A 19,752-nucleotide genomic window follows, 5' to 3' on the forward strand; every position below is an offset into this window, starting at 1 on the left:
TCAGAAAACGAAGTCCAGACTCATCGAAAAGACGTTCATCCGCCCGTCCCAGTTTACCCGGTCGTCGCGCCGGTAGGGAAAGAGCGACGACGCCGAGCCACGCACGCCGTCCCACTGCGCCTTGAGCGCCACGTTGCGGGCAAGATCCCAGCGCACCCCGGCAAAAACGGTATCCTGGTCGGCATGGGAATCCGCCATCACGTAATTCACCACTGCGCTCGCCGACAGGCCGCGCCGATGCGAACGCACCGCCGAATAGCCCAGGTAGGGCGTCCAGTCGCCGAGCCGGTAACCGAATAACAGATAGGCGGCATCCGAGCTTTCAAAGGCATGCGAACCCTGTTCGATGTGATTGACCATCAACTGCGCCTGAACGGGGCCGCGGTCATAGACGACACCGAAAGAGTAGTAGTGGGTCCGGGTGCCACGCGCCTTCAGGTAGTCGGCATCCGCCGCCGCCAGCGCCAGCCCCTTTCTCGCCAGCACCGGCGCCAACGGCAGATCGTGCTCGAAGCGGATGTTGGCGTAGCTGCCGCGCACCTGCCAGGGACCGGACTGATATTCCAGATAACCGCCGGCCATCGGCGAGTTGCGGATGTCCCATTGTTCGTCGCTCAGCGGAATGCTTCCCCGCGACAGGCCGTAAAACACCTTGCCGCGGACGATGCCTTCGCCGACCGGCAGGGTCAGCGCGACATCGCCGCCATGGATGCTGTAGAACGGCAGATACCAGAAATAATCGCCGGGCGGCCGCACGGTCAGGAAGGAATAACCGACCCAGCGCGAATCGGCCAGCATGAAGAACTCGGTGCCCAGGCGGCCGGCGCGCAGACTGAGGTTCGGCGTCGGCTCGTACTTGACGAAGGCCCAGGCCCACTGGGGCCGGAAACTGCGCTGCTGGTCGTAGCGGCTGATCGCCTGCACCGCCACCAGCCATTGCGGCGTCGCCTGCCAGTCGGCCTGCAGGCCGAGCACGCTGTCGGTCTTCGCCGTCCATTCGTCGGTGGCCCCGCGCGCCTGCGACAGGTCGCGGACGAATTCGACATCGTCGGTCGTCGTGCGCACGGCGCCCAGGGTACCGAAACCGCGAAGGGTGAAATTCCCCGTATCTTCCGCCTGGACACTGCCTGCAGCAAACACCTGCAGGCAGGCTGCCAGGACAACCGCGGCACGGCGGCCGGCACCTGATCGATTGCTGCGTTTCAGCATGCACATGTCTGGCGAAATCTCCCGGCCGGCTAACGGCCCGCTCGTTACTCGAGAACCCGGCGGCGCGCCGCCGGAGTGACCAACCTCAAGCCTGGACGACCGCCGGCAGGGCGATCTGGTTGTCGGTACTGAACTGGTAATCCTTGAAGATGTGCTCGGCACTCAGCATCTGGTAGCTGCCGTCGGCCAGCTTGTGCGAGGTGTCCTTCAGACGCCAGGTCAATTGACCGCAGGTCCAGATTTCGAAATTGCGCATGTGCGTGCACAGGCAGGTCTTGTCCATCACCTTGACCTTGCGCGCTTCCGGATGCAACGCCACTTCGCGGTTGTAGGCGGTGATGTAGGAACACTTGCCGGCGGCGTCGAGCAGGTAGCCGTAGGCTTCGCAGTTCGGGCGGATGCCGTCGCCGATGCCGGGGCTGGACTTGATCATGCGCATCGGGTAACCGGTCGGCGAAATCTGGTTGACCTCGATGTCGCCCTCGGTCGCCTTGAAATACTCCTGCTTGGCCGCTGCCGGCAGGCCGCATTCCTCGGCCACTGTGAAACGCGTCGCCACCTGCACGGCGGCGGCGCCGGCGTCGAGGAACTGTGCCGCATCGGTGCCGGTGAAGATGCCGCCGGCCGGAATCACCGGAATGTCCAGATGTTCGTTCTTCAGGTAGAGCATCACCTCGGCGACGATGGTCGCCAGGTCGTACTGCGCCCAGTCCATGCCGAAGCCGAGGTGACCGCCGGCGAGCGGGCCTTCGACGACGATGAAATCGGGCAGGCGGTTGGTGCGCGCGCTTTTCTTCAGGAAGAGTTGCAGGGCGCGCACGGACGAGACGATGATGCCCAGCTTGGCATCGCGAAAGCGCGGGTGATCCTCGATCAGCGCGAACGAGCCGAGGTGCAGGCCGGCGGCCAGCGTGATGCCGTCGATGCCGGCGTCGAGCGCGGCCGACATGCGGACCTTGAGGGTCTCGCGCGGCGCGTTCATGGTCAGCTTTTCCATGCAGTTGATGAAGACCATGCCGCTACCCTGCTTGCGCGTCATCGTCGCCTCGACGTGCAGGCGGGTGGCTTCTTCGAGGCGGCCGAGGTCGAACTTGACCGACGACTTGTCCTCGTTGTTCACGTTGTACTTGTACAGCGCAAGCTTTTCCTTGACGTGCTTGGTGTCGTAGCGACGATCGGAGACGGTGTTGATCATCGCATCCGAGATATGGCCGACACCGCCAAGCCGGGCCGCCTCCAGTGCCAGATCGGCAGTCGAGATATCGACGCCCATGCCGCCAATCATGATCGGAACCAGCTCGTGCTTGCCGAATCGCAAGCGGAAATCATCCACACGCTTCATCTTTATCCTTGGAAAACAACCCGTCGCAATTCATTCCCCTCGTCGACGGGCAAGTCGGGGATTTTACGCCAATGTCCCGGCGCCTGCTCGCCACCATCGGATAAATCAAAGAACGCCCCCCTGCCGCTTGGTAAAGTTGCGACGCTTTCCCCACCGGTACCCGCATCATGTCCCTTGCTTCCCATCCTCTCTGGCGGGTCGGCTTCCGCCCCTTCTTCCTCCTCGGCATGCTCGCCGGCGCCCTCCTGCCGGCCGCCTGGGTGCTGGTCTTCGGCGGCCATGCCGGTCTTGCCGCGAGTCCGGTCGACCCGCTGCGCTGGCACGCCCACGAGATGTTCTACGGTTTCGGCTGGGCGATTCTCGGCGGCTTCCTGCTCACCGCCACCAAGAACTGGGTCAATGTGCGCGGCCACCACGGCGGCCGGCTCATCTTCCTCAGCGTTGCCTGGCTGCTCGAACGCACCGCCCTGCTGCTCGGCGCGGGCTGGCCGGTGGCGCTGCGCCTGCTCGGCGAACAGCTCTTCCTCGGCAGCATCGTCGCCCTGCTGCTGTGGACGCTGATCCGCCACCGCAACCAGGACAGCTACCGCGACAACCTGTTCTTCATCGTCCTGCTGCCGGTCTTCATCGTCGCCAAGACACTGCTGCTGCACGGCGATTTCACCGCCGGCACGATGATGACCTTGGCCCTGTTCCGGCTCGCCTTCCTGGTCATGCTCGAACGCACGCTGAGCCAGTTCATGCGCGCCGCCTTCCAGGTCGAAATCCGGCGCGACGCCCGGCTCGACCTGGCGATCAAGGGGCTCGGCCTGCTGCTGGTGGCCACCCCCTGGCTGCCCGGCGCACTGGCTGCCGGGCTGGCGCTGACGCTCGCCGCCCTGCTCCTGGTCCGCCTGCCGTTCTGGCAGCCGCTGCGGGCGCTGCGCCGGATCGACATCGGCATCATGTTCGTCGGCTACCTGGCGATCGCCGGGCAATTGCTGCTGCACGCCTGGGAATATTTCTTCGGCCCGGCCTGGGTCGGCACCCTGCCCACCCACCTGTTCACCTTCGGGGCGATGGGCTGCGTCATCCCGGCGATGATCGTGCGCATCGCCAAGGGACACACCGGGCGCAAGGTGAGCTTCGACGCCGCCGACCGCGGCGTGCTCTACCTGATGCTGGCGGCGCTGGCGATCCGCACCCTGCTGCCGCAACTGGCACCGACGCACTACCTGCTGTGGATAGACGCCGCCGCCCTCTGCTGGCTGCTCGCCTTTGGCCTGCTCGCCTGGCGCTACGTGCCGCTCCTGCTGGCGCCGCGCATCGACGGCCGCGAACACTAGGGCGTCACAGTAAGCAGCGGGCGGCTTACCGTGAACACGCCCTAATCAAAGCACGGCTTCGAACAGTTCCAGTTGCGGCGGGCCGAGATAGAAATCGCGCGGCGACTGGCCGGCCTGCATGTGCGCCTTGCGAAAGGCGTCCGACTTCGTCCAGTCGGCGAAGGCCTGCTCCGATTCCCAGACCGTGTGCGAGGCGAACAGCGTGCGCTCGTCGTTGCTGTCGCCGCGCAGCAGGTTGAAGGAAACGAAACCCGGCACCTCGTGCAGGTAGCTGTTGCGGTTGCGCCAGTGGGCGACGAAATCGTCCTCCTTGCCGAGGGCGATGCGGAAACGGTTCATGGCGAGAAACATGGATGGAAGCTCCCGATTCAAATGGAATTAGCGACCGTACCCTCGCGCCAAACGGATTCAGCCCGAAAGGTCCGCAACAGTGACGAAGCCGCCTCCGGCAATTCTACAAGGCATTGCCGGAGCCCCGGGAGGCGCTGCCTGCGGCCTCGGCGGGCAGGCTGGCGCGCCGGTAAAACAGCGTGGCAAACATGGTCTTTAGTGCTTAAACTGCTGCCACTTTGCCAAGAACCCCGACCGTTTTCCCGCACCGATGAAACCCCGCAAGACCCTGAGTCGGATTCTGCTCGCCAACATGCTGCTGGTATCGACGCTGGCTTGCGTGCTGATCGGCAGCCTGTGGATCGCCCAGGAAATTCTCGCTTTCAACGCCGATGTCGCGGCGATGAGCGAGCGTCTGCTCGCCGAGCGCAAGGCGCGCATGCAACAGGAAGTCAACGCGGCGGCGGCCTATCTCGAGTTCATGCGCGGCCAGACCGAGGAGCGGACGCGGCGCATCATTCGCGAGCGGACGCTGGAAGCGCATCGCCTGGCCACCCACCTGTACGACCGCTACAAGAACAAACTGGCGCCCGCCGAACTGCAGGACATGGTGCGCGAAGCCTTGCGCCCGATCCGTTTTCTCGACGGACGCGGCTACTACTTCGCCACCCGGCTCGATGGCATGGAAATGCTGTGCGCCGCCTGCCCGGAACTCGAGCAGAAAAACCTGCTCGACCTGCGCGACACCCGCGGCGCCCCGGTCATCCGCGACATGGTGGACCTGGTCAGGAAGGATGGCGAGGGGTTCTACCCCTACACCTGGAGCAAACCGGGCGCCCCGGGGAAGGAACACGCCAAGCTGGCCTATGTGAAGCACTTTGCCCCTTTTGACTGGTTGATCGGCACCGGCGAATACCTGGAGGACACCGAAGGCGATCTGCAGCGTGAGGCACTCGACTGGATCCGCCGCATCCGCTACGACGGCGACGCCTATCTTTTCGCCGGAGACTGGAGCGGCGTGGCCTTGTCCGGCCCCGGCACCGGCAAGAACATGCTGGCGGTAAGCGACCCGAACGGCGTCATGATCGTCCAGGAACTGATTCGCCTGGCGCAACAAGGCAGCGGTTTCGTCAATTACCTGATGCCGAAGATCGACGGACAACGCCCGGCGCCGAAGATCAGTTATGCCCGCGGCCTGCCCATGTGGAAGTGGTACATCGGCACCGGCGTCTATATCGACGATATCGACAATCTGGTTGCCGAAGCCCGCCAGCGGGCGCGCAACGAGCTGCTCTGGAACATCGCCAAGATCTGCGGCATCCTGTTCCTGCTCTGGTTGGCCGCCTTTGGGTTGGCCGGCCGGCTGAACGTGCGGACGCGGGCGATGATCGCGGAATTTTCCGGTTTCTTCAGTCGCAGCGCCGACGACCAGACCGAGATGCCGCTCGCCTCGCTCGACATCGCGGAATTCCGCGAACTGGCGGAAGGCGCCAACCGCATGATCACGCGCCGGCGCAAGGCGGAGGAAACCTTGCGCGAGTACCAGGAGCAGCTCGAAAAAATCGTCGAATCGCGCACCCGCGACCTCAATCTGGCCAAGGAAGCGGCCGAGGCGGCAAGTCGCGCCAAGAGCACCTTCCTCGCCAACATGAGCCATGAACTGCGCACGCCGATGAATGCCATCATGGGCATGGCGGCACAGGCCAGGCGGCGCAGCAGCGAACCGCAACTCGGCGATTATCTGGGCAAGATCGAGCAGGCATCGCAGCATCTACTCGCCGTCATCAACGACATTCTCGACATCTCCAAGATCGAGGCCGAACGCTTGACGCTGGAAACGACGCATTTCCGCCTCGGCGAAGTCCTGGAAAAGATCATCTCCCTGCTTGATCACAAGGCGAAGGAGAAAGGAATCGCGCTGCGTACCGAACTGCCGCCGGAAATCGCCCGCCTGGTGCTGATCGGCGATCCTTTGCGCCTCGGTCAGGTACTTCTCAACCTGCTCGGCAACGCCGTCAAATTCACTGAGCGGGGCAGCATCGACCTGCGCCTGCGGCGGATCGACGATCTCCCCGACCGCGTCCGGCTGCGCTTCGAAGTCGCCGACACCGGCATCGGGATCACCCCAGAAGACCAGCAACGCCTGTTCACGGCCTTCGAACAGGCCGATGGCTCGATGACGCGCAAATATGGCGGCACCGGACTCGGGCTGGCCATCAGCAAGCGCCTGGTCGAGATGATGGGCGGGGAAATCGGCGTGACCAGCCAGCCGGGCAGCGGCAGCAGCTTCTGGTTTACCGTCAACCTCCAGCACGACACGGAAACCCGCCTGCCGCCCCCGAGCCAGCCCGCCAGCCCGCCGCTGACGCAGGCCGAAACCCGCCTGCAGACGGAATTCGCTGGCCAGCGCATCCTGCTGGCGGAAGACGAGCCGATCAACCGCGAAGTCTCTTGCGGCCTGCTGGAAGACGTCGGGCTGTGCGTGGATATTGCCGTCGATGGCAGTCAGGCCGTCGACCTTGCCCGGCAACACTCATACGCGCTGATCCTGATGGACATGCAGATGCCCTGCCTGAACGGCATCGACGCGACGCGCGCCATCCGCACCCTGCCCGCCCACGCCGATACGCCGATCCTGGCGATGACGGCCAATGCCTTTGCCGAAGATCGCCAGGCCTGCCTTGACGCGGGGATGAACGACCACCTCGGCAAACCGGTCGCCCCCGACCACCTGTACGAAACCCTGCTGCGCTGGTTGAGCAAACCCGGGGCCTGAGCCCGGCCCGCCAACGCTACTCCGCCTGCTCCAGCGCCCGGAACATCGAGCAGCGCCGGAACACCGCCTCGCCCGCCGCCACCTGTTTCTGGCTGCAGTACTTGGCGACCAGCTTGGCCAGTCCCTTGATGTCGCGCCCGGAGGCCTGCGGGAAGATGTCGGGCAGGCGTTCGAGCAGCGCCGCGTCGACGGCCAGCCCGAACTGCCCCGCCATCACCCCCCAGATTTTCCGGCGGTCGTCGCGGCTCGGCGGATGGAAGCGGATCAGCGCGATGCAGCGCGAGACGATCGCCTCGTCGATGTCATCAACGCGGTTGGTCGTCAGGAACAGCAGCCCGTTGAAATACTCCAGCACGCGCAGAAAGACGCCGACCACGGCGTTCATCGTGATGTTGTCGTCGCGCCGCTTGATGTACACATCGGCCTCGTCGATCAGCATCACCGCGCCCCAACGCTGGGCGCGGGTCAGGACTTCCTTCAGCGTCTTCTCCATCTCCGCCACGTTCAGGCCGAGCTGGCCGGAATGCACGCGGTAGAGCGGGCGGCGGATGATTTCCGAGTACACCTCGGCGGTCAGCGTCTTGCCCACCCCCGGTGGCCCGGCGCAGAGCACCGTCGTGCCGCCCGACTTGCCGGCAACGATGTCGTCCATCAGCACGTCCATCTCGGCGGTCAGGATGTCGATCAGGTCGGTCTGCTCCGGCGGCAGCACCAGCTTGTCCTTGAGTTCCGGCTGGTAGGCGTAGGGCGCGATGTCGTCCACATGGACCCAGACGTAATGGTGCAGGTCGAGGTGGAACATCAGGATGAAGAAATGCACCGGCAGCTCGGTGAACAAGCCCTTGGCGATGCCGTCGCGGGTTTCCTCGACTTCCGCCTCCTCCTTGCCGGACAGGCGCGAGTTGCGCTGCACGCGGCGGACGAACTTGGCCAGGATGTCACCGGTGGCGTCCATCGCCAGCACGCGCTCGCCGAGGATGCCCTCGTCGTTGACCAGGCGCGCCGGCGAACCGGTGGACGAGAGGACGATCTGGTCCTTGCGCGAATAATCGGTGTCGCGGTGCGTCGCCGTCGGGTTCTCGGCGAACCAGCCGGTGCCGCTGCCGGAAAACTGCGCGCCGTACTGCGCCCGCCACTCGAAATAGCGCGCCGCGCCCTCCTCGTAAGCCGCGAGCAAGGCCGGCGTTTCCTTGACGAAGCCCTTGCCGGCGAGGATTTCGGCCACCGTGTGGCCGGCGATGTCGGGGCCGGAAATGCGCAAGGTCGCCGTCGCCATCTTCGCCCGCGAATTGGCCCGCAGTTCGAGGAAAATCTTGCCCGTTTCCTCCTCCGACGGCGGCGTGTAATCGAGCCGCGCCACCACCCAGGCCAGCGGCTTGCCAGTGATCGCCGCCGAAAACAGCCAGCCGCGTTCGCTGCCGTCGGCCAGGTAGCGCGCGATGGCCGGCACCGCCATTTCCAGCTCCTCCGCTTCAAAGCGATGCCCGGTCTCGGCCAGCGCCGCGCGCAGCGTCGCAATCTGTGCCGCCTGGGCGCGCAACTCGCGGTCGCCGGCCGCGTACTGCGCCTGCAACAGGTCCAGTTCGGCGGCTTCCAGTTGGGCGAAGGAAACCTCGACCCGGTTGCCGAAACGCAATTGCTCGCGCAAGTGCACCAGGCGCGGAAAGGCTTCGAGCAGCGGTTCAATGTGGCGGCGTTCGATCGACAACTTCATCGGCGGATTCCCCGGAGATTGGCTTGTCGCTTCGTCAAGCCAGTTTCATGCCTTGCCGCTCGCCCGCCAAACACCAGAAAAATCATGCGCTTGCGCGCCGACGATTTTGTCGCACCTGCAACACGTGGGACAATCGCGCCCCGTTCCCGGAAAAATCACCATGCACCCGCGCAACAAGAATGCCGACGGCTACGACCTCGCCGCCCTCACCGCGACCTCGGCCGCGCTCGCCAAATACCTGAAGACCACGCCGGCCGGCGAGCCGACCATCGACTTCGCCAACCCGGCGGCGGTCAAGGCGCTCAACCGCGCGCTACTCATGCACCACTACGGCGTCAAGGGCTGGGAGATTCCGGAAGGCTACCTGTGCCCGCCCATCCCCGGCCGCGCCGACTACCTGCACGCGCTGGCCGACCTGCTCGCCACCTGCAACAAGAAAACCGTCCCGACCGGCCCCGGTGTGCGCGCGCTCGACATCGGCACCGGCGCCAACCTGGTCTATCCGCTGATCGGCCACGCCGAATACGGCTGGTCCTTCCTCGGCGTCGACATCGACGAAGCGGCGCTCGCCAACGCCCAGAAAATCCTCGCCAAGAACCCGGAACTCGCCGGCAGCATCGAACTGCGCCACCAAACGGTCTGGGACAATATCTTCACCGGCCTGCTGCGCAGCGGCGAAAGCTTCGACGTCTCGCTGTGCAACCCGCCCTTCCACAACTCGCCCGACGAAGTGCTGGCGGTCAGCCAGCGCAAATGGAACAACCTGGGCAAACCCGGCGCCAAAAAGGGCAGCACCCAGCCGCGCCTCAACTTCGGCGGCGGCGGCACCGAACTCTGGTGCAACGGCGGCGAACGCGCCTTCGTCAAATCGATGATCGAGCAAAGCACGCAGATTCCCAAGCGCGTGCTGTGGTTCACCTCGCTGCTCTCGAAAGCCGACAATCTGGTGCACATCGAAGCCGCGCTGAAAAAGGCCAAGGTCGTCGAATCGCGCATCCTGCCGATGACCCAGGGCCAGAAACAAAGCCGCATCGTCGCCTGGACCTTCTGCGCCAACGGCGAGCGGGAGAAGTGGCGGCGGGAACGGTGGTCGCTGGCCACCGACACGGTCTCCACAGCAACCCCGACAGACACCGCCCCTGCCGACTAGGACGCGCTGACGGATTTGCTTCCGACGCCGTTCCGCGGTTTGGCGATTTCGCCCGCCCAAGCAGATACAGGCCGAATGGCGCCCTGACAAGAGGATCACTTGCCTGCCGCTCAGGACTGCATTCAAAATGCGTAGCAAATATCCCCTTTCCGAGTCTGGCGATGCATCACAACCTGGCCCCCCTGACGCCCGCCTTGCGCCCCCTGTTCGGGGAGTTGCTGCAGATTCGCCTGCCGGGAGGCCCGTATCAGTTGCCCGCGACCTTGCAACCGACCCTGGTCTGCTCGGCCAGCGGCGGGCTCAGCGTCGCCGATGAGAATGGGTGCTGGCAGCAGATGCCGGTGGTCTTCCTGGCGGGTGCGACAACCGGCGTTCACCGCGTCAGGGCCGAGCCGGACACCGAGATGCTGCTGCTCGCCGTTCGCTCCGGACTGTTGCCTCGCCTCTTCGGGCCTTCTGCCGGCAGCCTACTCGACCGGAATGTCGCGCTGGAAGACCTGCTGCCGGCGGGATTGGCCGAAGCGCTGAGCGACGGGCTGCGCGAGAACACTCAAGCCGCCCGGCGCCAGGAAACACTGGAAAGGCAACTGCTCCGCTGTCATGCCGCCCACACTCATCGCCAACCCGACCTGCAGTTGCCAGAGGCGTGGCTGTTTCGCCCCCTGGCCGAGATTGCCGCGGCTTTCACGCTGAGCGAGCGGCAATTTGAACGCCGCTTCCGCAGCAGCACCGGACAAAGCCTGCGCGCATTCCGCCAGCAGTTTCGCTGGAGCCGGCTCGTGCGCGAGGTCGTATTCGGCCGGCGGCAAGCGCCGAACTGGGTCGATGCCGCCTACGGTGGCGGCTACGCCGACCAGTCGCACCTGCACCGCGATTTCCGCCGCTACACCGGCCATACGCCAGGCGAACTCGGACGGCGCCTGGGTAACGGCAACCCGGAACTCTGGCCCTACCACCTCAACGCTGCGGAAATCGGCCGGCTCTTTGCCGGATGAGCCGGCGGATGACGCCCGGCAATGTCGTTTCGGTTCAAGACGCTGGCGACGCGCCTGGACTACAGTCCCGCCAACATCATTGCCGGAGCCTGCCATGTCCCTGCCGTCCATTTCCCGTCTTGCCAAGGATGCCGAGCGCTACCCCTTCCAGGATTGCCGGCGCGTACCGCTGGCCGGCGCGCCCGACGCCAGCCAGTTGCTCGACGCCTTTGCCCACGCCGCGCCACCCTGGGTTGATGCCCTGATGCGCCTGCGCAACGGGCTCGTCGCGCCGTTCGGCCTGAAGACCGGAACGCTGGCCGAAGTCGGCCCGCCCTACGTCGTCGGCCAGCGCATCGGACTCTTTCGCGTCATTCACCTCGATCAGCTTGAAGCCATCCTCGGCGAGGACGACCGGCATCTCGACTTTCGCATCAGCATGTTCTGCCACGACGGCGCTCTCTGGGGCTGCACGCTCGTCCGCCCGCACAACCGTTTTGGCCGCCTGTACCTGGCGCTGGTCAAACCCTGGCACCATCTGATCGCCGGCGCGATGTTCCGCCGCATGGCCGCCCGCCTGAATGCTGCCGTCAAGCCATGAACGCCGGGGATTCCACGGTCAACCGGGAAAAAAGCCAAAAAATGAAATTCCCGCCCAGCGCCAGCGCCGCCCTCACCGCCCTCAGACAGGGCGAAACACTGCCGTCGACGCTACTGGAAGAATGCATCGCCCGCATCGAACGCCATAACCCGGCGATCAACGCCCTCGTTACCCTCGATCTGGCCAGCGCCCGGGCCAGCGCAGCGCGTTGCGACCGATATCTGACGACGCATGGCTTTCCTGCCGAACAGCCCTTGTTCGGCCTGCCGATCTCGGTCAAGGATGCCTTTGCCACCGCCGGCCTGCGCACCACCAGCAGCCACCCGCCCCTGCGCGATCATGTGCCGACAGCCGATGCCACCGTCGTCGCCCGCCTCAGGGCCGCCGGCGCCATCCTGCTCGGCAAGAGCAACCTGTCGCAACTGGCCGGCGACCCGCAATGCTGGAGCCCGCTGTTCGGCCCGACGCGCAACCCTTGGGCGCCGGAGCGTACGCCGGGCGGCAGTTCGGGAGGCAGCGCCGCCGCCATTGCCATGGGCTTTTCCCTGCTCGAAGCCGGCAGCGACATCGCCGGATCGATCCGCATCCCGGCCGCCTACTGCGGCGTCGCCGGCCTGAAGGCAAGCGAGAACCGCATCCCGCGCACCGGCCATATTCCCCACCTGCCGGGCCAGCCGCGCAGCGTCCGCCACCTGCTTTCCTTCGGCCTGCTCGCCCGCTCGGTGGCAGACCTGGAACTGGGCTTCCCCATTCTGGCCGGACCGGACGGCGTCGACCACGAAGTCGCCCCGCTACCGGTCGCCGCATCGCCGCTGCCCGAGCGTCCCTTGCGTCTCGCCTGGTGGGACCAATTCGGCAACCTGCCGCTGTGTCAGCGGACCCGTAGCGGACTGGCCGCCGCCATCGGCCGCCTGCAAGCCGCCGGGCACCACGTTGAGCGCGCCTGGCCAGCTGACTTTCCGATCGACGATGTCTGGCGAAGCTTCGGTACCGTAGCCGGCGCCGAGATCGGCCTCGGCATGTCGATGCTGGAACGCCATTTCCTGCGCTTTGGCAGCCGCCTGCTGCCTGCGCAGTTGACGCTCAGCCGGGCCTTCACCGCCGGCGTCGGCGCCGGACTGGCAGCCTACAACGCCGCGCTCGACCGGCGCGAACGCCTGATCGGCGCGCTGGAAAATTTCCTCGCCGATTACGACGCCCTGCTCTGCCCGGTGGCCACTACCGTGGCCTACCCGGCTTTCCCGCCCGCCCGCTTTCGCCCTCCTCCGAACATCGATGTCGATGGCCAGGCGGTCTCTTACATCGAAGCCAGCATCGGCCTCACCGCCCCGTTCTCGCTCACCGGCAGCCCCGTCGTCAGCCTGCCGGCCGGGGTGATCGACGGCTTGCCGGTCGGCCTGCAGATCGTCGGTCGACGCTGGCAGGAAACCCGGCTGCTTGCGCTTGCCCGGCGCATCGAGGCACTACTTCCCGCCTCGGCCACGTCGCCGCTGCTGCTAGAGAGAAGCCCCTCGGGCGTGTCACAGTAAGCAGCAGGCGGCGCAAACGGTGGGCAAAAGCCGAGGGAATCGCCGCTGGGAGTGGAGAAGTTCTGCCGAGCGAAAACTGATAGCCTGCACCGGCCTGGCGTGATGAATCGCGAATAAAATCAATCAAAACATGTTGATTAATTTCAACTGAACATGTAGATTATTTTCAGCAAAACATGGCGATCAATCACAACCCGGCAGTTCACCCATGGCGCGACCTCGACTCACACCCCGACAAAAACTCGCCCGCGCCCTGAGCGAACTGCACGGCGTACTCGGCGCCGACCGGGGCGTAGTGCGCGGGCCGCAACTGACCAACGCCAATCGCGTGCTGCTGCTGGAAACCGGCTATCTGCGCGAAATCCTCAAGGGCTGGTATTTCGTCTCCGACCCGACGGCTGAAGCCGGCGACACCACCCCGTTCTACGCAAACTTCTGGGAATACCTGGCACGCTATCTCGGCGAACGCTTTGCCACCGGCTATTGCCTGACCGCCGAGCATTCGCTGCTGCGGCACGCCCGGCAAACCGTGATCCCGGCCACGGTCAACGTCATGCTCGCCTCCAGCCAGAGCCAGGTGCAGGAACTTGCCTTCGGCCACACGATCGCCATGTTCCCCGGCAAATCGACCTTTCCGACGGAAAGCCAGACGCAGGCCGTCGACGGCCTGCGCTGCATGAGCATCCCGCTTTGCCTGGTCAGCCTGCCGCCCCGCCATTTCGCCACGCACGGCCGCGAAATCCAGATCGTCATGGCGCAGTTGCAGGACCCCGGCCCGCTGGCCGCGCTGGTCGACGTTAACCGCGCCGGCCTGGCCCGCATTCTTTCCGCGTACCGGCAAGTCCAGCGAGGCGATTTCGCCGACGCGGTACTAAGCCAGCTTGCCGGCCTGGGCATCCAGCTCAAGACCGACGAAACCCCGTTTTCCGCCACACCGATCTACCCCCTCGGGCAAGCGGGGCACTCGCCGCTCTACGCCCGCATCCGCGCGCTGTGGGAACAACACCGGGAAAGCGTGATCGCCTGCCGGCCGGACAACGCTGTTCTCGACCTCAGCCCCGCCGATTACCTCGCCCGAGTGCAAGCCATCCGCACCGACGACGCCTACCACTCGCTGTCCATCGAGCGTTACCGGGTCACCCCCGAACTGATCCGCAAGGTCGCCGATGAAGCCTGGGACCCGGTCAGCGACGCGGCCGATCAAAAACAGGTGGCGGCGATGGCCGCCAGGGGCTACCTGGACGCCTTCGAACTGGTACGCGATGCCGCAGCGCAGGCTTACGCGCAGCGCACCGCGGACCCCGGCCTCTCGGCCCGGCTGTTCGCCACCCAGCACCAGACCTGGTACCAGAAACTCTTCGGGCCATCGGTCGATGCCGGCATCCTCACCGTCGCCGACCTCGTCGGCTATCGCCGCCAGCACGTCTTCCTGCGCGGCTCGCTGCACTCGCCACCACACCACGACGCCGTCCTCGACGGCATGACGGCTCTGTGCGAATGCCTGACCGCCGAAACCGATGCCTTCGTGCGCGCCGTACTCGGCCACTGGCTATTCGGCTTCGTCCATCCGTACATGGACGGCAACGGCCGCACAGCACGATTCACCATGAACCTCCTGCTGGCCGGCGGCGGCTACCCGTGGACGGTCATCCGCGTCGACGACCGCGACGAATACATGCGCGCCCTTGAATCAGCCAGCGCAAACGACGACCTGACGGCATTCGCCGGGTTCATCGCGACGCAGGTTGTCCGGGCGGCGAAGCCGGGTTTGCTGGGGTGATGGGGATGAAGATGTTGGTTGAGCGGACGCGGTTGTAAGCCCCTGATGAGGTGCTCGTCAACTCGATAATCCTGCGACGGATTTTTGAGCGAAGCTGCCGTTCAATGTGATGGATGAACGTGAACTGGGCGGCACTCTGCATCCGACGGAAATGCCCCAACTGCCGCTCGACCGCTTATTGGGGCCAATAACCGCTCCTTGCCCAGATGAAGGACAAAAGGAGTGTACCGAGGGACGCTGCCTTTTCGAGTTGAGAAAAAGATCAATCAGTCGTAAATACTCTTGAATATCGAGCGAATATACGATATAAGGATGTCATGAGGAATCGTGACCTAGAGTATTTGGCAAAGCTGCGCGACTATTACGCCGAGCATCGTGTTCTTCCTTCGTTTAGCGGGATTGCCGCTATCGTAGGCTTGAACACCACTTCCGCAGTTGCAGCATTTGCTGCGCGAATGAAGGATGCGGGATATCTCGACTCAAGTCCGAATCGCCGTCTACAACCAGGGAAACTATTTTTTGAACGTCCCGTCGTTGACTCGGTTCGAGCCGGCATACCGCAACCAGCCAACGATATTCCGGTCGAAGGATTGGAGATCGACGCTTACTTGATCGACAATCCTTCTGTCACGGTGCTAATGGATATTCGGGGTGACTCCATGAAGGATGCCGGACTGTTGCCTGGTGACATTGTTGTAGTGAAGAAAAGTGTTCCAGCCAGCATCGGCGATATCGTCGTCGCTAGGGTGGACGGTGACTTTACGGTGAAGTATTTGGCAAAAGACAAGCGCGGCTACTACTTGAAGCCCGCGAACAATGAGTTTGATGAGATACGACCAATAGGCGACCTAAATCTGTATGGTCGTGTTGTCGGAAGTATTAGGAAGTATTGAAGGAAGAGCGTTATGGCTACTAATAGTCGCATCGAATGGACAGAACAGACCTGGAATCCGACAGTCGGGTGCTCCAAGATTTCTCCTGGATGTAAGCACTGCTATGCCGAATCTATGGCGATGCGTCTACAGGCCATGGGAACAAGAGGATACGAAAACGGATTTGAACTAACTCTGCTACCAAGCCGTCTGGAGGAGCCACTGCGACGCAAGACAAAAACTGTCTACTTCGTGAACTCAATGTCTGACGTTTTTCATGAGGATGTTCCATTCGATTACATCGAAAAAATCTTTGAGACGATTGCGAATACACCTCAGCACACTTACCAAATCTTGACCAAACGCGCTGATCGCATGGCTGAGTTTTTCGCCCAGCGCCCCGTGCCATCCAATGCATGGCTCGGAGTATCGGTGGAAGATCAAAAATACGGCCTTCCAAGAATCGATCATCTCCGAAGCGTAGGTGCAAAAATTCGCTTTCTTTCGATTGAGCCTTTGTTAGAGCATTTAGGCGAAATCAACCTTAAAGACATTCACTGGGTGATTGTCGGAGGCGAATCAGGTCCTAAAGCCAGACCCATGCAAAAAGAATGGGCCGATGATATTCGCGTACAATGCGAAGAGGCAGAGGTAGCCTTCTTCTTCAAGCAGTGGGGAGGATGGGGAGCTGATGGCAAAAAGCGAGCAAAGAAGCAAAATGGTCGGGAGTTGAACGGTAGAACTTGGGACCAGATGCCTGCCTCGCTCTAAGTTAAATGGTGATGAAAAAATGGGGAGGGGCATGTGAGCGAGGTTCACTATCAATGGGCGCCAGGAGAGAACTACCCAGATATTCAGCAGCACAGCATTGCCAAACATGAAATCCTTAGGGCATATCTCTCTGCATATATCCAGACCCTAATTTCCAGCCCCCGCCAAGAAGAATTTAAATTAGCGCTAATTGATGGTTTCGCGGGCGGGGGAGCTTACCGGCATGCAGCCACAGGGGAAATCCTCGTAGGCTCGCCGTTCATTATGCTGGAAGCGGCAAAGGAAGCCGAATTCCTAGTGAATCGAAATCGCCAAAAGCCTGTAAATCTCGACCTCGATTTTTTCTTCATCGAGAAAGACCAAGGGGCTGCAACCCTTCTTCAGAACGAGATGAAAAATCGTGGGCATGGCCACCGATTTGGTAGCGATATCCATCTTCGAAACGCAGACTTCGATTCACAAGCGGATGCAATAATCGAACATGTGCGCAAAAAAAGTCCTCGCGCCAGTCGGGCCATCTTCCTGCTCGACCAGTATGGCTACTCCCAAGTGCCAACAACGCTTATCCGCAAGCTTATTCGTCAATTGCCTGGTAGCGAGGTAATTCTTACTTTCGCAGTTGACGCCCTTCTGAACTATGTTTCCGATGATGGCAATGTTACGCAAAACCTGCTAAACAAGATCGGCACTCCCGATGCCTTGCGAGGCCGTAAAATCGAAGATATCAAACAGAAAGAATCTGATTGGCGTTTGTTCATTCAATCCTGTCTGTACAAGGATCTCGTTGAAAGTTGCGGAGCGAAATATTACACGCTGTTCTTCATTCGCTCTGCCAAGGGGCATGGCGATTACTGGCTCATACACTTTTCGCAGAAAGCACGTGCGCGTGATGTCATGACGCGCATCCATTGGGAGAAAAACACCAATTTCATTCACTATGGTGGTGCGGGCATGGACATGTTCACGGCCTTGGGATATGTGCCAAAGCATGATGAGGATTTCACCGGGCAGAGAGGTTTCTGTTTCGATGAGGATGCGAAACAACTAAGCATTGAAGCCCTGGCGAGCCAGATACCTCATCTCGTATATCCAGATCCAGATGGCGTCACATTTGGCGAAATGTTCGCGACGACATGCAATCTTTCACCTGCATCGGCTGATGTATACCGAGACGCCTTGGGTTTTCTGATGGATCGCAACGAAGTTGAAATCGTGGGTGCCGATGGCAGCCAGAGAAAAGCGCCCGGTCGGATTCGAGATACTGACCATATCATTGCGCCGAGGCAAAAAAGCTTGTTCATTTAGGCTTGGTTAAATCAAAGGTCATGTTCCACTTTGCTCCACATATGTACCTCGAGCGTTGGCAATATCGGGAAATTCTCTGATACCGGTCAGCTGACCGAACTGCTAACTGGAACGGCTCTCTGAGCCATGCCGAATGAGTTGCGCAAGGTCCGCGCGGCCATATACGCCCCCTTACATCACCGCTTCCACACCACGACACAAACCCAACATTCGCTGTAGACAACACAACATAGCGAAAGCACAAATCAACGCCAAGTCATTGACTTGATTTACTTCATGCACATGGCACAGGCTTCGCTTCCGGTGATGACGAACCCTATGGCGCTGTTATTCCGAACGGCGCCTGCTCATTTTCAGGAGTCCGGCATGCAGGTTTTCGACGCGCGCAGTTATAACGAGAACACGATGAAGGGGCTGTTTCGCAAGATTTATCCGGTGATTGCCGGGCAGATTGTCAGCCGCACGGGGGTGCGGCAGGGGCATTGCATTGATCTTGGGGGCGGGCCGGGGATGCTTGGCATCCGCATTGCGCAGGCCAGCGAGTTGCGCGTGACGGTGGTCGATCCGCAGGCCGAGTGCGTGGCGCTGGCGTTCGAGAACATTGCCGAGCATGGTCTTGGCGAGCGGGTCGAGGCGCGCGCGGGTTGTGCCGAGCAACTGGATTTTGCCGACGATTCGGTCGATCTGGTGGTCAGCCGGGGGTCGATCTATTTCTGGACAGACCAGGCCGCCGGCCTGCGCGAAATCCATCGCGTCCTGCGCCCCGGCGGGTGGGCCTGGGTCGGCGGCGGTTTCGGCAACCGGGAACTGCGCGAGGAAATCCTCGCCGCGAAGGCGGCGGATGGCGATTGGAACCGCGCCCGCAAGGAGCGCGGCCAGCGCAACCCGCCCGAGCATTTCGCCCGCCTGCTTGGCGAACTGGCGATTGCCGGCGAGGTGCGTCACGATGACGAAGGAACGTGGATCGTCTTCCGCAAGCCGGCGGTGGCGGCATGAGCGGCTACGCGCTGTTCGCCAACTTCGAAAATCCGTTCGGCGATTCGACGCGGGCGCTGCACGAGTCGGTGGAAACCGTGCTGCATGCCGAGCGTCTGGGTTTCGACGAGGTCTGGCTGACCGAACACCATTTCAACGCGTTCAGCGTCAGCGCCTCGATCTTTGCGCTGCTCGCCCATCTGGCGGCGCGTACCGAGCGCATCCGGCTGGGCGCCGGCACCGTGCTGCTGCCGTTTCACGATCCGCTGCGCGTCGCCGAGGACGTCGCCACCGTCGATGCCTTGTCGGGCGGCCGGCTGTTGCTGGGGATCGGCAAGGGCGGGCCGTTTCCCGACCAGTTCCGCCATTTCGGCGTCAGCCACGACGAGAGCCGGGCGCGCATGTTCGAAGGCCTGGACCTGCTGGAGAAGATTTTTGCCGAGACCAACGTCGACCACCACGGCACGCATTACCGTTACGACGATCTGTCGGTCTTTCCCCGGCCGCCGCGCCGGCCGCCGATCTGGCTGGCCAGCCTGGCGGACGACAGCCTGGCGCTCGCCGCGCAGCGCGGTTACGGGCTGATGGGGCCGTCGGCGGCGCCGGTGGCGCGGATCAAGGCGTTGCTCGATGCCTTTCGCGCCCTGCGCCCGGAGCGCAGCCCGCCCTACGTGCTGGCCCGCTATTTCCTCTGCGATCCCGAGCACGGCAAGGCGCGCGCCACCGCCCTGCCCTTCATCCGCGATTTTGGCGCCAACATGCGCCGGGCGATCCAGCGCATCCCCGCCGCCCAGCCGGTGCAGCCCTTCCACCAGCCGGCCACCGCCTACGACGACGCGGCGCTGCTCGACAACGCCATCGTCGGCGACCCGGCCGCCTGCGTCGAGCAATGCCTGGCGCTGCGCGAGCAGTTGGGCCCCTGCGTGCTGCTCCTCAAACCCGCCGCTTACGAGCCGGAGGCCAACCGCCGCGCGCTGACGCTGTTTGCCGAGCAGGTGCGACCGCATCTGCCCGACTGAGCCCAGATTCAACGCAGATTCAGCCCAATATTTGGGCAGCACGCGGCGAGCCCGTATAATCGCCGGTTCTTCATCACAGG

At 63.0% G+C, this 19,752-nt stretch carries 16 protein-coding genes; 12 read left to right on the top strand and 4 right to left on the bottom strand.

All coding sequences use genetic code 11. The features are described 5' to 3' along the window. Both AC0KWY_RS05380 and AC0KWY_RS05385 read right to left on the bottom strand, forming a co-directional pair. Window positions 1–1,215 (bottom strand): hypothetical protein, encoded by a 1,215-nt coding sequence (locus tag AC0KWY_RS05380; protein ID WP_474028614.1) that lies wholly within the window; start codon window positions 1,213–1,215, stop codon window positions 1–3. A gap of 79 nt (window positions 1,216–1,294) precedes the next feature. Next, window positions 1,295–2,551, bottom strand: coding sequence for a nitronate monooxygenase (locus AC0KWY_RS05385; protein WP_474028615.1), 1,257 nt, complete (start codon window positions 2,549–2,551; stop codon window positions 1,295–1,297). A 167-nt stretch (window positions 2,552–2,718) separates the two neighbouring features. On the opposite strand from AC0KWY_RS05385, the gene AC0KWY_RS05390 reads away from it, so the two are divergent. Next, complete coding sequence (locus AC0KWY_RS05390; protein WP_474028616.1) at window positions 2,719–3,876, top strand: NnrS family protein; 1,158 nt, start codon at window positions 2,719–2,721, stop codon at window positions 3,874–3,876. 45 nt (window positions 3,877–3,921) lie between these two features. On the opposite strand, the gene hmuQ is transcribed toward AC0KWY_RS05390, so the two are convergent. Further along, a complete protein-coding gene (gene hmuQ / locus AC0KWY_RS05395) occupies window positions 3,922–4,227 on the bottom strand; it encodes a heme-degrading protein HmuQ (RefSeq protein WP_416692335.1) in 306 nt (101 codons plus the stop codon). 250 nt (window positions 4,228–4,477) lie between these two features. Between hmuQ and AC0KWY_RS05400 the strand changes: the two genes are divergently transcribed. Further along, complete coding sequence (locus AC0KWY_RS05400) at window positions 4,478–6,982, top strand: cache domain-containing protein (RefSeq protein ID WP_474028617.1); 2,505 nt, start codon at window positions 4,478–4,480, stop codon at window positions 6,980–6,982. Window positions 6,983–6,998: 16 nt separating this feature from the next. Here AC0KWY_RS05400 and AC0KWY_RS05405 read toward each other — a convergent pair whose 3' ends face one another. Beyond that, window positions 6,999–8,696: an AAA family ATPase gene (locus tag AC0KWY_RS05405; RefSeq protein WP_474028618.1), complete on the bottom strand. Its 1,698-nt coding sequence runs from the start codon at window positions 8,694–8,696 to the stop codon at window positions 6,999–7,001. Window positions 8,697–8,856: 160 nt separating this feature from the next. Between AC0KWY_RS05405 and rlmF the strand changes: the two genes are divergently transcribed. The 10 genes from rlmF (at window position 8,857) to AC0KWY_RS05455 (ending at window position 19,672) form a co-directional block, all read left to right on the top strand. Then, entirely contained in the window at window positions 8,857–9,846 is a 990-nt protein-coding gene (gene rlmF, locus AC0KWY_RS05410) for a 23S rRNA (adenine(1618)-N(6))-methyltransferase RlmF (RefSeq protein WP_474028619.1), read from the top strand. A 161-nt stretch (window positions 9,847–10,007) separates the two neighbouring features. Further along, window positions 10,008–10,841: a helix-turn-helix domain-containing protein gene (locus AC0KWY_RS05415; protein ID WP_474028620.1), complete on the top strand. Its 834-nt coding sequence runs from the start codon at window positions 10,008–10,010 to the stop codon at window positions 10,839–10,841. 94 nt (window positions 10,842–10,935) lie between these two features. Continuing rightward, window positions 10,936–11,421 (top strand): DUF2867 domain-containing protein, encoded by a 486-nt coding sequence (locus AC0KWY_RS05420; protein WP_474028621.1) that lies wholly within the window; start codon window positions 10,936–10,938, stop codon window positions 11,419–11,421. A 41-nt stretch (window positions 11,422–11,462) separates the two neighbouring features. Then, on the top strand, window positions 11,463–12,950 hold the full coding sequence (locus AC0KWY_RS05425; RefSeq protein WP_474028622.1) for an amidase: 1,488 nt from the start codon (window positions 11,463–11,465) through the stop codon (window positions 12,948–12,950). Between the two features lie 208 nt (window positions 12,951–13,158). Continuing rightward, the gene (locus tag AC0KWY_RS05430; RefSeq protein ID WP_474028623.1) at window positions 13,159–14,730 is read left to right on the top strand and encodes a Fic family protein; all 1,572 of its coding nucleotides are present in this window, start codon (window positions 13,159–13,161) and stop codon (window positions 14,728–14,730) included. A 317-nt stretch (window positions 14,731–15,047) separates the two neighbouring features. Next, window positions 15,048–15,623, top strand: a complete 576-nt coding sequence (locus AC0KWY_RS05435) for a LexA family protein (protein WP_474028624.1) — start codon at window positions 15,048–15,050, stop codon at window positions 15,621–15,623. A gap of 12 nt (window positions 15,624–15,635) precedes the next feature. Continuing rightward, complete coding sequence (locus tag AC0KWY_RS05440; RefSeq protein WP_474028625.1) at window positions 15,636–16,373, top strand: DUF5131 family protein; 738 nt, start codon at window positions 15,636–15,638, stop codon at window positions 16,371–16,373. A 33-nt stretch (window positions 16,374–16,406) separates the two neighbouring features. Continuing rightward, a complete protein-coding gene (locus AC0KWY_RS05445) occupies window positions 16,407–17,678 on the top strand; it encodes a three-Cys-motif partner protein TcmP (RefSeq protein ID WP_474028626.1) in 1,272 nt (423 codons plus the stop codon). A 264-nt stretch (window positions 17,679–17,942) separates the two neighbouring features. Next, window positions 17,943–18,674 carry a class I SAM-dependent methyltransferase gene (locus tag AC0KWY_RS05450; protein WP_474028627.1) on the top strand — a complete coding sequence of 244 codons (732 nt, stop codon included), beginning with the start codon at window positions 17,943–17,945 and terminating at the stop codon, window positions 18,672–18,674. Next, window positions 18,638–19,672: an LLM class flavin-dependent oxidoreductase gene (locus tag AC0KWY_RS05455; RefSeq protein WP_474028628.1), complete on the top strand. Its 1,035-nt coding sequence runs from the start codon at window positions 18,638–18,640 to the stop codon at window positions 19,670–19,672. Before AC0KWY_RS05450 ends, AC0KWY_RS05455 begins: the two co-directional genes overlap by 37 nt. The last annotated feature ends 80 nt before the right edge of the window (window positions 19,673–19,752 follow it).

The organism is Azonexus sp. MM2026_4 (assembly GCF_055901855.1).